The 13,221-nt window shown below is 32.6% G+C and carries 12 protein-coding genes; 11 read left to right on the forward strand and 1 reads right to left on the reverse strand.

From position 1 onward, the window contains the following. Nucleotides 1-1,332: a TolC family protein gene (locus tag QWY92_RS17910; protein ID WP_290273954.1), complete on the reverse strand. Its 1,332-nt coding sequence runs from the start codon at nucleotides 1,330-1,332 to the stop codon at nucleotides 1-3. Between the two features lie 374 nt (nucleotides 1,333-1,706). Between QWY92_RS17910 and QWY92_RS17915 the strand changes: the two genes are divergently transcribed. The 11 genes from QWY92_RS17915 to QWY92_RS17965 all read left to right on the forward strand — a co-directional run bounded on the left by QWY92_RS17915 (nucleotide 1,707) and on the right by QWY92_RS17965 (nucleotide 13,058). Further along, on the forward strand, nucleotides 1,707-3,041 hold the full coding sequence (locus tag QWY92_RS17915) for a cytochrome ubiquinol oxidase subunit I (protein WP_290273957.1): 1,335 nt from the start codon (nucleotides 1,707-1,709) through the stop codon (nucleotides 3,039-3,041). 2 nt (nucleotides 3,042-3,043) lie between these two features. Further along, nucleotides 3,044-4,120, forward strand: coding sequence for a cytochrome d ubiquinol oxidase subunit II (gene cydB / locus QWY92_RS17920; protein WP_290273960.1), 1,077 nt, complete (start codon nucleotides 3,044-3,046; stop codon nucleotides 4,118-4,120). Nucleotides 4,121-4,141: 21 nt separating this feature from the next. Then, nucleotides 4,142-4,675 (forward strand): DUF6933 domain-containing protein, encoded by a 534-nt coding sequence (locus QWY92_RS17925; RefSeq protein WP_290273963.1) that lies wholly within the window; start codon nucleotides 4,142-4,144, stop codon nucleotides 4,673-4,675. Between the two features lie 94 nt (nucleotides 4,676-4,769). After that, complete coding sequence (locus tag QWY92_RS17930; protein ID WP_290273968.1) at nucleotides 4,770-5,669, forward strand: DMT family transporter; 900 nt, start codon at nucleotides 4,770-4,772, stop codon at nucleotides 5,667-5,669. 138 nt (nucleotides 5,670-5,807) lie between these two features. Next, nucleotides 5,808-6,392: a TetR/AcrR family transcriptional regulator gene (locus tag QWY92_RS17935; RefSeq protein WP_290273970.1), complete on the forward strand. Its 585-nt coding sequence runs from the start codon at nucleotides 5,808-5,810 to the stop codon at nucleotides 6,390-6,392. A 1-nt stretch (nucleotide 6,393) separates the two neighbouring features. After that, nucleotides 6,394-7,056 (forward strand): NAD(P)H-binding protein, encoded by a 663-nt coding sequence (locus tag QWY92_RS17940; RefSeq protein ID WP_290273973.1) that lies wholly within the window; start codon nucleotides 6,394-6,396, stop codon nucleotides 7,054-7,056. A gap of 10 nt (nucleotides 7,057-7,066) precedes the next feature. Beyond that, entirely contained in the window at nucleotides 7,067-7,699 is a 633-nt protein-coding gene (locus QWY92_RS17945; protein ID WP_290273976.1) for an NAD(P)H-dependent oxidoreductase, read from the forward strand. 12 nt (nucleotides 7,700-7,711) lie between these two features. Beyond that, nucleotides 7,712-8,710 (forward strand): NADP-dependent oxidoreductase, encoded by a 999-nt coding sequence (locus QWY92_RS17950; protein ID WP_290273979.1) that lies wholly within the window; start codon nucleotides 7,712-7,714, stop codon nucleotides 8,708-8,710. Between the two features lie 20 nt (nucleotides 8,711-8,730). Next, nucleotides 8,731-9,891 (forward strand): iron-containing alcohol dehydrogenase, encoded by a 1,161-nt coding sequence (locus QWY92_RS17955; protein WP_290273981.1) that lies wholly within the window; start codon nucleotides 8,731-8,733, stop codon nucleotides 9,889-9,891. Nucleotides 9,892-9,898: 7 nt separating this feature from the next. After that, nucleotides 9,899-10,705, forward strand: a complete 807-nt coding sequence (locus QWY92_RS17960) for a type 1 glutamine amidotransferase domain-containing protein (RefSeq protein ID WP_290273984.1) — start codon at nucleotides 9,899-9,901, stop codon at nucleotides 10,703-10,705. 286 nt (nucleotides 10,706-10,991) lie between these two features. Then, nucleotides 10,992-13,058, forward strand: coding sequence for a tetratricopeptide repeat-containing sensor histidine kinase (locus QWY92_RS17965; protein WP_290273986.1), 2,067 nt, complete (start codon nucleotides 10,992-10,994; stop codon nucleotides 13,056-13,058). Nucleotides 13,059-13,221 lie beyond the last annotated feature (163 nt).

The raw sequence follows: 13,221 nt of genomic DNA on the forward strand, positions 1-13,221 counted from the left end.
TTAAAGTTTGATATCGTTTCCTTGATAAAATTGTAATAATTGGTGGTATAAAATATTGAGGTATTTGGCTTGTAAATAATTTTGTTGCGCGTTAGTAAAGGTGTTTTGGCTAATTACTAAATCGGTTGTGCTTAAATCGCCCAATTCATATTTCTTTTGAGCCAGTTTATAACTTTGTTCCGATGCTTCTTTGGAAGCTTCCGCGGCAATAATTTGTTCTTGTGCAGATAATGCATTTTGATAAGCCGTTTCTACTTTCTTATAAAGTATTTTTTCTGTAATTTGTTTTTGAATTTCAGCCTTTTCAATATTTATTGTAGCCGATTGTACTGCTGATTTTGTTTCGTTTCTATTGAAAATAGGAATGGTTAATGATAAACCTAACTTCTGATTAAAGTTAACATCAAACTGATCGGAAAATGTATTATCATTTATACTCGTGTACCCAGAACCTACACTTCCGGAAAGTGATAATGTTGGCGAATACCCACCTTTAGCAATATCTAGTTCTTTCTCTTTTGCTGCTACATTTAACTTACTAGCTTCTATTTCTGGCAAGTAATTTAAGGCGTTGTTATAGATGGAGATTTTATCTAGCTCTAAGTTAATTAAATCCATGTTTTCATCGATAGACTCAATTTCTAAATCGTCCATTGGTGTTAGCTCTAACAGTTGTTTCAAATCAATAATATACTGTTGGTAATTATTTTTAGCAGCAATTAGATTATATTGATTAGTAGCAGTTTGACTTTGTGCTTCGGTATAATCACTTAAAGCTATTGTTCCTGCGTCTAAACGTGCTTTTGCTCGCAATACTTCTGTTTTAGAAGCTTCTAAATTAGATTCGGCAATAGCAATATCTTCTTTACTGAAAAGTGCTTGTAAGTAGTTTTCTAAAAGACTAATAACAATACTGTTTTTGGCTTCTTCTTCTAAAAAAGCACTTTGCTCTAAAAGAATTTTATTCTGCTCAATCTGATTGTTTATTTGATTGCCTTTAAACAGCGTTACCGAACTATTAATACCCACATTAGTACTGTGAATTTGATCGGTAACATAGCTACTTGTAATAGGATCGATAGTATTTCCGTTAGAAAAACTTTGTGAAGCACTACCAAATAAGTTAGGTAATCTAGACGATTTTGCTTTGCTATAATCTACTTCGGCAAGATTTGTATTTAAAGAAGCATCCTTTACGCTAATATTATGTGCTATAGCGTAATTGATACAATCTTCTAAAGACCAAACTTTCGTGGTGTCGTCTTTAGGTTGTTCTTGCCCTATTGAAATCTGTGCAAATAGAAAGCTTGCGATAATAATATATAATTTCATTTTTTTAAGGTGTTTTTGTTTTACACATCAAAAATGAAACTAAATACATCCTTATAAAAAGGGAATAGAAGTTTGGTGGGATTGCCTATACCAAAACCGTTATTGTATCGACGAGATTTTTATCACTATTGCAGATAATTGAAATATAGAGAACAGCTTTTGAACTTTTGATAAAACTTGCTTTAAAGGCTTTATTTAACCGATATTATACCAAGTAAACAAACCGTAATGGTTAACTTTGTTTGCAGTAAATTTAATTGATGAATTAGCGATTTTATATTAATTACTGAAACTTTTTATCTGTAACAAAAGTTACTGTTTCTTAGGTTAAAATCGAATAATTTCGTCGGCAACACATACAAATTATTGCTTTTATGGAAGACATGCTTTTTTATGATAGAATGCAGTTTGCTTTTACCATTACCTTTCACTACTTATTTCCGCAATTAACCATGGGCTTATCGCTTCTAGTGGTTTATTTTAAAGGAAAATATCTTTATTCTGAAATAGAAAAATATAATGACGCCGCTAAGTTTTGGATGAAAATTTTCGCGCTAAACTTTGCTATGGGTGTGGTTACCGGAATCCCGATGGAATTTCAGTTTGGAACTAATTGGGCGAAATTCTCGGAGCTTACCGGTGGTATTATTGGCCAAACTCTGGCTATGGAAGGCATGTTTTCGTTCTTTTTAGAATCTTCTTTTTTAGGACTTTTTATTTTTGGTGAAAAGCTTCTAGGGCATAAACTCCATTTTGTTACTGGGTTTTTAGTCTTTTTAGGCTCTTGGGCCAGCGGCTATTTAATTATTGCTACACACTCATGGATGCAACATCCGGTAGGTTATGAAATTTTGGAAAACGGACGATTTGTTCTAAATAACTTCGGAGCCTTATTTTCTAATCCCTGGTTATTGCCATCGTATTTTCATAATCAATTAGCATCGGTAATTACCGCATCATTTGTTGTTGCTGGTATTGGCGCATTTTATATTCTAAATAATAAACACAGCGAATTCGGAAAACTCTTTGTTAAAACGGGTGTTGGTTTCGGTTTAGTATCTAGTATATTGGTGGCTTTCCCAACAGGAGATTTAGTTGCTAAAAACGTGGTAAAACACCAACCGGTAACCTTTGCAGCTATGGAAGGCATTTTTGAAACCGAAGAAGGTGGTTCGGAAATTGTTTTAATCGGACAACCTAACATGCTCGAGCAAAAGTTAGATAATAAAATAGCTGTCCCCAATATTCTAAGTTTTTTAACCTATCAAGACTGGAATGCGGAGATTAAAGGTTTAAATGAATTTGATAAAAGCACACACCCAACAAACATACCCGGGCTTTATTACGCCTACCATATTATGGTTGGTTTAGGCACCATTTTTATAGGTTTAATGTTATTGGCAGCTGTTCAGCTTTTCAGAAAAAAACTATATACCACTAAATGGATTTTGTGGGCACTTTTGTTTATGCTGCCTTTTCCATATATCGCCAATACAACAGGTTGGTATACTGCGGAATTAGGCCGACAACCTTGGTTAGTCTATAACTTGCTGCGCACCGCAGATGGCGCATCGCCAACCGTATCGGCAGGAAATACGTTATTTACATTACTTGGTTTTATTGGTTTGTATTTACTTTTAGGCTTGCTGTTTTTAATGCTTGCCGGAAAAATAATTAACAAAGGTCCACAACTTAACAACACACATTAATTATGGAATTATTTTGGTATATCGTTTTAATGACCATGTTGGCTGTTTATGTCATTTTGGATGGTTACGATTTTGGAGCAGGTATTATTCATTTGTTTTTTGCTAAAACAGAAAAAGATAAAAAAGCAATAACTAATGCTATTGGTCCTTTTTGGGATGCTAACGAAGTTTGGCTTATCGCTTCTGGTGGTATCTTGTTTTTTGCATTTCCAACGTTGTATGCCTCATCGTTTAGTGGTTTTTATTTACCTTTAATTATGATTTTGTGGTTGCTTATTTTTAGAGCCATTGGTTTAGAATTACGCGGACAAATACACAATCGTATGTGGGAAGCCATTTGGGATAAAGCCTTTGGAATTTCTAGTTTGCTTTTAGCCTTGTTTTTTGGTGTAGCATTGGGTAATGTGGTTCGTGGTGTTAATTTAGGAAATGTTGTAAATGGTGTGTCTACGCACGAAGCACATTTTTTCTTTTTACCACTTTGGAACCCAACATTTAGTCCACATGCTGAAGTTTTAGGTGTTATCGATTGGTTTACACTTTTATTAGGTGTTATTGGTGTGGTGTCTCTTGCTATACATGGCGCAAATTGGATTATTTTTAAAACCAGTTCCGATTTAAATACCAAGCTTAGAAAGGTGATTTTCAACTTAAATATTGTGCTACTAGTTTTAGTAATTATCTCAATTTTAATTTGGCATTTAATAGAACCAAAACCATTTCACAACTTTTTTAAATACCCTTGGTTATGGGTGTTTCCAGTTATTACACTAACTGGGTTGTTTGGTTTGTTCAAAATTAAATCGTTCAAAAAAGATGGACATGGTTTTGTGTTTTCATCCTTATTTTTATTCGGAGGTTTAACCACAACAGTATCTTCAATTTTCCCTAAAGTATTGCCTTCAACAAATGATATTAATCCAGATTTAACGCTTTATAACGTAGCAGCAGATGAGTATGGTTTATCCGTTGGTGTGTATTGGTTTGCTATCGCAATTGTGTTAGTGGCTGTATACATGTTTATTCAATATAAAGTCTTTAGAGGAAAAATGGACGATGTTGGTTATGGAGAACATTAAATTTTTAAATATTTATAGATTATGCAAACCCCAATATATACATCTATTAAATTAGAGAAATTAATTAAAAAACTAATTAAAATAGAACCTACAAAAAACTTAGGGTTGTTAGGGAAATGGAATGCCACTATTTTTCATGTTAATAGAAAAAAATGTTGGCTTGTGGCTAACGCAAAAACGCAATACTCTGTAATTTTAACAGATATAAAAGCGAAGGATTTAAAAAATATTTCAGATATTTTTAAGAACGCATTTTATACGCAGTTAATCTATGATGGTATTATTATCGATTTTGAAATCGTAAATTCACTTATTGGTGAAATAACCTTTTTTAGGACGGATAATGACAGAAAAACTACAGGCTTTCAAAACGATAGGCTTTCACATTTAGAGTATTGGAAAGATGAATTTAATAGCTTAGAAGCTATGCCCATTAAAGATTTAACAAACCGTATAAATAATATACCCATCCATATTGGAAAAAGTAAAAAAATGGCAGATTTCACTTATGCTAAAATCGAAATGCAACAATGTATTGAATCGATACAATTGTAAATCATTCCTTATTTTAAGTTTACCTTATAATTAACAACGCCAAGATATCTTATATTTTTTATTGTAGAATTAGAGATTAAATTATCTTCGCGCGATGTGGATGTATTTAGGGCTTTTAGCCGCGTTATTTTTAGGATTACATAACTTATGTAAAAAGCATGCCGTTCAAGGTAATGAGGTTTTTCCAGTACTTTTAGGTACAGTGACTTCTAGTTTTATTTTTCTGTTACCGTTTTTTATTGGTTCCTTATGTTTTCCGGAATTCACTAGAAGTTTAGGCTTTTTTATAGAACCTATTCCGTGGCAAACTCATGGGTTTGTTTTTATAAAATCGGCTATCATGGCTAGTTCATGGGTTTTGGCTTATCAGGCTTTAAAGCATCTACCAATCACCATTGTAACGCCTATTCGTTCTGCTGGTCCGTTTTTCACGTTTATTGGAGCGATTCTTATTTATGATGAAAGACCAAACGGTTTGCAATGGGTGGGGTTTTTCCTTATAATATTTTCAGTAATGTTATATTCAAAAATTGGAAAAAAAGAAGGTATCAACTTCAAACGAAACAAATGGATTTTTGCCATTATAGCAGCCACTTTTTTAGGCGCATCTAGCGGATTGTACGATAAGTTTTTAATACAAAGCTTATTTCTAGACCCACAAACTTTATTGTTTTGGTTTAGCTTTTACGTTATTTTAATCCTTTTAGTAATTTTATCTATTACATGGTTTCCTTTTGCTGAAAAACGAAAAGCTTTTAAATGGCGATGGACAATTCCGGCGGTTGGAATTCTTTTAACAGCTGCCGATTATTTCTATTTTAAAGCACTACAAGATCCTGATGCCTTAATTATGTTGCTTTCTGCTATTAAACGCAGTCAAATTATAATTGCTGTGGTTGTTGGTGGTCTTATCTTCAAAGAACAGAATAAACGTAAAAAGCTGGTGCCACTTTTTGGAATTATGCTTGGTGTTTTTCTTATCCTATACTCATAGTTCCTATTTGATTTAAAAGTTATCTATAATTATTTTGGCTATTTATTCTTCTCTTCTATGTAAGAAAAATTAAATCTTTGTTAAAAAAAGAATGAACGTTCATTTTTTATATATCTTTGTATCATAAATATATAGAACATGGCGAAACTTCAGAAAAGCATAGACAAGCGTAATGCCTTAATTAAGGCAACTATCGAGTTGGTAAACAACGACGGTTTTCATGCCACGCCTATGAGTAAAATTGCAAAAATGGCGAGTGTTTCTCCTGCTACTATTTATTTGTATTTCGAAAATAAACAAGACTTAGTAAATAAAACTTACATTGAAGTTAAAGCGGAATACACAAAATATGCTTTTGAAACTTATGATGAAAATATGCCCGTTAAGGCTGGTTTCGAATTAATTTGGAAACGTATTGCCGATTTTAAATTGAAAGAATGTGAGCACGCCATGTTTTTAGCACAGTGCGATAATACACCTATGATTGATGAGCCTAGCAGACAAGAAGGCATAAAACATTTGCAACCTCTACTCGACCTTTGGGCGCGTGGCAAAGCGGAAGGTATTGTAAAACCAATTTCAGATTATTTATTGTATGCCTACGCTATAAACCCGTTATCATTTTTAATGATGATACAAAAACGTGGTGCATTTCAATTGAATAAAAGTCATATTGAAGAAGCGTATCAATCTGCTTGGAGCAGTATAAAAGTTTGTAAATAAGATGAAGAAAACGGTCATTATATTAGGAGCAACCGGATTAACAGGAGGTATTTTACTTCAGAAATTAATTGAAGACACCCGATACGAACGCATTAAATTGTTTTCACGATCCAAGATTGAAGGGCTTCCTGAAAAGGTAGTTCAATTCACCGGAGATCTTTTAAATCTAGAAAGTTTTAAGGCTGATTTCAAGGCAGACGAAGTATTTTGTTGCATTGGTACCACGGCAAAAAAAACACCAGATAAAGTGCTTTATAAAGCTATAGATTATGGTATTCCTGTAAATGCCGCGAAGCTTTCAAAAGAAAATAAAATAAATACTTTTTTAGTAATTTCTGCTATGGGAGCCGATAGATCAAGTAATGTATTTTATAATAAAACAAAAGGCAATATGGAACACGATGTGTTGCAGCAAAATATAAAAAACACTTTTGTATTAAGGCCTTCACTTATTGGAGGAGCACGCCAAGAGCGGCGTTTATTAGAAAAAATAGGTTTGATGGTTTTTAAAATTATTCAACCATTATTTATTGGAAAACTGAAAAACTATAAAATAATTAATGCTGAATCTATCGCGAAAGCCATGTTGAATTTAGCCAATAATACAAGTCATGCCGAAGTCATTATTACTTCAAACGAAATCGAATTAATAGCAAATAAATAAAACAAAAAATATGGATTTATTAAATAAATTAAATTGGAGATACGCTGCAAAAGCGATGAATGGCGAAAAAGTTTCCGAAGATAAAATTGAACGTATTCTAGAAGCTGCGCGTTTAGCACCAACATCTAGTGGTTTACAACCATTTGAAATAATAGTGATTAAAAATCAAGATATCAAAGAAAAAATAAAGCCTGTAGCTTGGAATCAATCTGTAATTACAGACTGCTCTCACCTACTCGTTTTCGCTGCGTGGGACACTTATACAGCCGATAGAATTAACCACATGTTCGATTTAACAAACGATATTCGTGGCTTTAAAAATGAAGGTTGGGAAAATTACCGCCAAATGTTATTGAGTTCTTACCCTCAAAAAGATGAAGAAGAAAACTTTAACCATGCAGCAAAACAAGCTTACATCGCATTTTCACAAGCGATAACTGCAGCTGCTTTTGAAGGAGTAGATTCAACACCTCTGGAAGGATTTGATCCTGCGGCTGTAGATGACATTCTTGGTTTACGCGAAAAAGGATTACGTAGTGCTGTTTTATTACCTATTGGTTACAGAAAAGAAGATGCCGATTGGTTAGTAAACTTGGTAAAGGTGAGAAAACCTATGGAAGAATTAGTAACTGTAATTGAGTAAAAAAAAGAAATTATGACTAAGACAATTTTATTAAATAATAGACCACAAGGAAAACCAACCGTTTCAAATTTTGAATTTGTTAATGAGGATGCTGAATTAAAAGTTGGCGAAGGAGAAATCCTTCTAGAAGCAGCTTATGTATCGGTAGATCCATATTTAAGAGGACGCATGAGTGATGCAAAATCGTATGTTCCTCCTTTTGAACTTAACAAACCTGTTCAGTCTGGTGTGGTTGCAAAAGTAATGGCTTCTAAAAATAAGAACTTTTCAGAAGGTGATTATGTTTCTGGTTTATTAAGCTGGAAAACACAGCAAATATCTAACGGTGAAGGCCTTTTAAAAGTTGATGGAAATAAAGCACCATTAAGCACATATTTAGGTGTTTTAGGGATGACTGGTTTAACGGCATATTTAGGTTTAAACGAAATAGGAAAACCAAAAGCTGGAGAAACTATTGTGGTTTCGGGAGCAGCTGGAGCTGTAGGTTCTATTGTAGGACAGATAGCTAAAATATTAGGACTTCGTGTGATTGGAATTGCTGGAACCGACGAGAAAATTAACATGCTGAAATCCAAATTTGGTTTCGATGCTGGTATCAATTATAACACGAGTAAAGATATTAATGCCGACATAAAAGCCTTAGCGCCAAATGGTGTTGATATTTACTTTGATAATGTTGGTGGCCCAATTTCAGATGCAGTGTTATTCAATATTAACCGTTTTGCTCGTATCATTATATGTGGTGCCATTTCGGTTTACAATGAAACGGAATTACCTAAAAGTGTGAGTGTACAACCTTTCCTAGTTAAAAATAGCGCCTTAATGCAAGGTTTTATTGTCTCTAATTATGCTGAAAAATTCCCAGAAGCTATGAAACATCTATCAGGATGGTTAGCAGAAGGTAAATTAACATACAGCGAAACTATTGTTGAGGGTTTCGATAATATTCCGAATGCTTTTATCGATTTATTTGAAGGTAAAAACAAAGGGAAAATGATAGTGAAAATATAATATTTTAAAAGAAAAAGAAGATGAACAATTTTGAATTAAAAAACCCAACCAAAATTATTTTTGGAAAGGATACTATAGCACAAATAAAAAACGAAATACCTCAAGATGCTAAAGTATTATTGCTTTACGGAGGAGGAAGTATTAAAAAAAATGGAATTTACGACCAAGTAAAAACAGCTTTAGCTAACGTTGAAGTGGTTGAGTTTGGCGGTATTCCTGCAAATCCTGAATACGCTGTTTTAATGGATGCGCTAAAGGTAATTAAAGATGAAAAAATATCATATTTATTAGCTGTTGGTGGTGGTTCTGTAATAGATGGAACTAAATTTTTATCGGCAGCTGCCCTTTTTGAAGGAGATACACCTTGGGATATTTTAACCGAAAACATTAAAACAGAAAAAGGTATGCCTTTCGGAACGGTTTTAACCTTGCCTGCTACAGGATCGGAAATGAATTCTGGAGCTGTAATTACAAGAAAAGAAACGAAAGAAAAATTAGCCATGGGAGGTCCTGGTTTATTTCCTGAGTTCTCTGTCTTAGATCCGCAAGTAATTGCATCTATCCCTGAGCGTCAATTAGCAAATGGTTTAACCGATGCTTTTACGCACGTTTTAGAACAATACATGACATATCCTATCGGTGCATTATTGCAAGATCGTTTTGCTGAAAGTATTTTACAAACCATTATTGAAGTGGCACCTAAAGTAATTAAGGATCCAACAGATTACGAAGCAACATCAAACTTTATGTGGAGTTGCACGATGGCTTTAAACGGACTTATCCAAAAAGGAGTTCCTGGAGATTGGGCAGTACATGCTATTGGTCATGAATTAACGGCTTTATTTGGTATCGATCATGCTAGAACTTTAGCGGTCATTGCTCCTAGTCATTACAAATTCAATTTTGAAGACAAAAAGGAAAAATTAGCACAATACGGTGAACGTGTTTGGAATATTTCCGAAGGAAGTATCGACGATAAAGCCTATGCTGCCATTGAAAAAACAGAAGCTTTTTTCCATGAATTAGGTATCGATACCAAACTATCTGATTACACCAAAGATTACGACGGTACTGCTGAAGAAATAGCCAAGCGTTTTACCGATCGTGGTTGGTTAGGTTTAGGGGAACACCAAACATTATCTCCAGACAAAGTGGAGAAAATTGTAAAAATGGCATATTAATTTCAGTATGAACATCTTAAAATCATTTGCACTTGTTTGCACTATTGTTACAGCTTCGAGTTGTAAAGATGCAAAACAAGACACCACTTCTGAAAAGGTTTCAGAAGTAAAAATAGAATCAAAAAAACAAAACAACATGAAAATATTATTTGTATTAACATCTCATGACAAATTAGGTGATACAGGAAAAAAAACAGGTTTTTGGGTTGAAGAATTTGCTAGCCCATATTATACTTTATTAGATAAAGGAGCAGAAATTACAATAGCAACACCAAAAGGTGGCGCAGCTCCAATAGACCCAAGTAGTGATTCGCCAGATGCTGCTACGGCTTCTACAGATCGCTATAATGGTGATGCTGACGCAAAAGCAAAAATTGCAAACACGGCTGTTTTAGCAGATATGAATCCTAATGATTTTGACGCTGTATTTTATCCGGGTGGTCACGGTCCTTTATGGGATTTAACTAACGATAAAAACTCGGTGGCATTAATTGAAGCCTTCGATCGCCAAGAAAAACCAATTGCTTTTGTTTGTCATGCACCGGCTGTATTGAAAGATGTGAAAAATGAAGACGGAACAGCTTTAGTTAAAGGTAAACGTGTTACTGGATTTTCAAATAAAGAAGAAGCAGCTGTTGGCTTAACAGAAGTTGTGCCTTTATTATTAGAAGATATGCTTATTGAAAATGGCGCATTGTATTCTAATGGTGAAAATTGGGCAGCTTATGCCGTTCAAGATGGAAATTTAATTACAGGACAAAATCCTGCATCATCAGAATTAGTAGCTGAAAAATTATTAGAAAGTTTAAAATAAATTAAACATCATTTGTATAAAAAGGTTGTCCATAATTTGGGCAACCTTTTTTTTTGAATTTATACTAATTACTTCGTTAAGTAAGCGGTAACTTTTTTTGATTTCAGTAAAAAGTGGTGTCTAGTTTTAATGTAAAAACAACACTTTATCGGTTTTATATGTTTTTAATCGGTTTTTGTAAAGCCAGAACGATTAAAAATAGAATTAGTTTTTTTTCTAATTTTATAAGGTTTTATATTGTAATAAATTTCAACCACCCATACTTAAAAAGTATAAAGCCCTATTTATGCAAGCCTATTTTAATAAACCACACATCAAGTTTTACGGTATATTTTTGTGGGTTATTTTTAGTGGTTTTGGTACTAATTATTCAGCTTTTGCACAAGAAGAAATAAAGAAACGTCTTCAGGAAAAAATTAAAAAACACAAGGAAAATAATAATTTCCAACGAGATACTACTTACATTAATTTATTGTATGCATTGGGTATGCAATATGCGCAATACAATTTAGATAGTTTACTCATTATTTCTAACGAATCTATTAAGTTAAGTAAAGCTATGTATTACCCTAAAGGTGAAGCGCAAGGTTATTTAATTGAAGGTTTATATTACTCAAATACAGGAAAACAAGATCTTGCTATTTCGTATTTTCAAAAATCTGTATCTATTGCGAGTGCTTCTTCTGAAATCAATTTATTATTAGAATCTAAAATTAAATTGGCGGCAGAGTATAAATATAAAGAGGATTATGCCAACGCTCTAAAATATTATTTAGAGGCTATAGAAATAGCCAAAGCATACGATAGTGATAAATATTTATCTAAATGTTATTTAAATATTTCATCCATATACCGTGTTCAAAAAGAATATGAGCAAACTATTTTGTTCTTATCTAAATCCTTAAAAATCAATCAATCAAATAACGATGATGTACAATTTGCTAAAAACTTAAATAATTTAACGGCTTGTTATATTGAAATGGGAAATTTAGATAAAGCAACTGTCGCTGTGGACAATGCGATTTCCATTTTTGAAAAAGTAAAGTTAGATTCATGGCTTTCGTATGCATATGAGTTAAAAGGATCTATTCATACCAATAAAGGGCAATTCTATCAAGCCTTAGAATGGTTAAATAAAAGTGAAAAAATTCATGATAAGATTGATAAAGGACGCTATAAAATACCTTTAGCTCTAAATTTATCTAAAACATATTTCGGACTTAAAGATTATGATAAGGCAGAAGCTTACGCTTTAAAAGCACTTGAAATTTCTGAAAAATTAAATGTTTTAGAAGAACGAGATGTGACTTTAGAACTTCTTTATAAAATAGAAAAAATCAATGGAACCCCAGAAAAAGCACTCGCCTATTTAGAAGACTTAAAAGCGATTTCTGATACCATCAATAAAAACAACAATATTAAAGAGTTAAGAATACTCAAATCGAATTTAGAGTTTGAACAAAAAAAAGAACAGTATATCTCAGAAAGTCAACAAAAACATGTATTGCAACGTAGTTATATTTACTTTTCGATTCTAATTATATTGGCTTTTGCTATTATCATTTTTATACTTAAAAAAAATAACAAAACCCAAAATGCTCTAAATCAAAAATTATTAGAAAATACAGAAGCTCTTAAAAAAAATGAAATACATTTAAATGAGGCCAATAATACTAAAAGTAGGTTGTTTTCTATTATTGCACACGATTTAAAGGGCCCTATAGATTCATTTAAATCACTTTTAGATCTATTTAATAAAAGCGAATTGAGTAAGACTGAATTCATGCACTTTATGCCTCAAATAGGTGAAAACATTGACTCTATTGCTTTTACTTTGAATAATTTATTAACCTGGGGACAAAGCCAAATGGATGGTTTATCTACCAAGCCAGATGTGATACCGCTTAAAACATTGGTAGATGAAAGTTTAAGACTTTTATCTAAGCAAGCCGAAGTAAAATCTATTTCAACTATAAATAATATTGATAAAAATGTAATTGCTTGGTCTGATAGAGATCAAATAGATGTTGTTATCCGTAACTTAATAAGTAATGCTTTAAAGTTTACGCGTGAACATGGTATAATAACTATTTCGGCCGTTGAAAAAGCCTTGTTTTGGGAAGTACAAATTCAAGATAATGGTGTTGGTATGAGTGAAGATGCACTTTCTAAAATTTTTACAGAAAACGAAACCGCTTCTTCTTATGGTACACGAAATGAAAAAGGAACTGGTTTAGGACTTCGAGTTTGTAAAGAAATGGTTGAAAACAATGGCGGAACTATTTGGGTAGAAAGTAATTTAAATTATGGCTCATCTTTTTATTTTACAGTTTCAAAATCAAAAACACTATAAGTTATATTTCAAAATACTTTATTAATTACAGCTTTATTATAAGTTGAAATACAGGGTTTTATAATTTCTTTTTAATATAATTTGCATCGTTAAAATGAAGGCTTAATTATGTGGTTAATCCTAACAGGAAATAATAACATTTAAAATCGCGTATATATATCAT

The sequence above is a fragment of the Algibacter miyuki genome, from assembly GCF_030409805.1.
Taxonomy (GTDB): domain Bacteria; phylum Bacteroidota; class Bacteroidia; order Flavobacteriales; family Flavobacteriaceae; genus Algibacter; species Algibacter miyuki.

Excerpts from the sequence above, each read along its gene's own strand:
- QWY92_RS17910 (WP_290273954.1), bottom strand. The coding sequence starts at position 1,332 with ATGAAATTATATATTATTATCGCAAGCTTTCTATTTGCACAGATTTCA.
- QWY92_RS17915 (WP_290273957.1), top strand. The coding sequence starts at position 1,707 with ATGGAAGACATGCTTTTTTATGATAGAATGCAGTTTGCTTTTACCATT.
- cydB (WP_290273960.1), top strand. The coding sequence starts at position 3,044 with ATGGAATTATTTTGGTATATCGTTTTAATGACCATGTTGGCTGTTTAT.
- QWY92_RS17925 (WP_290273963.1), top strand. The coding sequence starts at position 4,142 with ATGCAAACCCCAATATATACATCTATTAAATTAGAGAAATTAATTAAA.
- QWY92_RS17930 (WP_290273968.1), top strand. The coding sequence starts at position 4,770 with ATGTGGATGTATTTAGGGCTTTTAGCCGCGTTATTTTTAGGATTACAT.
- QWY92_RS17935 (WP_290273970.1), top strand. The coding sequence starts at position 5,808 with ATGGCGAAACTTCAGAAAAGCATAGACAAGCGTAATGCCTTAATTAAG.
- QWY92_RS17940 (WP_290273973.1), top strand. The coding sequence starts at position 6,394 with ATGAAGAAAACGGTCATTATATTAGGAGCAACCGGATTAACAGGAGGT.
- QWY92_RS17945 (WP_290273976.1), top strand. The coding sequence starts at position 7,067 with ATGGATTTATTAAATAAATTAAATTGGAGATACGCTGCAAAAGCGATG.
- QWY92_RS17950 (WP_290273979.1), top strand. The coding sequence starts at position 7,712 with ATGACTAAGACAATTTTATTAAATAATAGACCACAAGGAAAACCAACC.
- QWY92_RS17955 (WP_290273981.1), top strand. The coding sequence starts at position 8,731 with ATGAACAATTTTGAATTAAAAAACCCAACCAAAATTATTTTTGGAAAG.
- QWY92_RS17960 (WP_290273984.1), top strand. The coding sequence starts at position 9,899 with ATGAACATCTTAAAATCATTTGCACTTGTTTGCACTATTGTTACAGCT.
- QWY92_RS17965 (WP_290273986.1), top strand. The coding sequence starts at position 10,992 with ATGCAAGCCTATTTTAATAAACCACACATCAAGTTTTACGGTATATTT.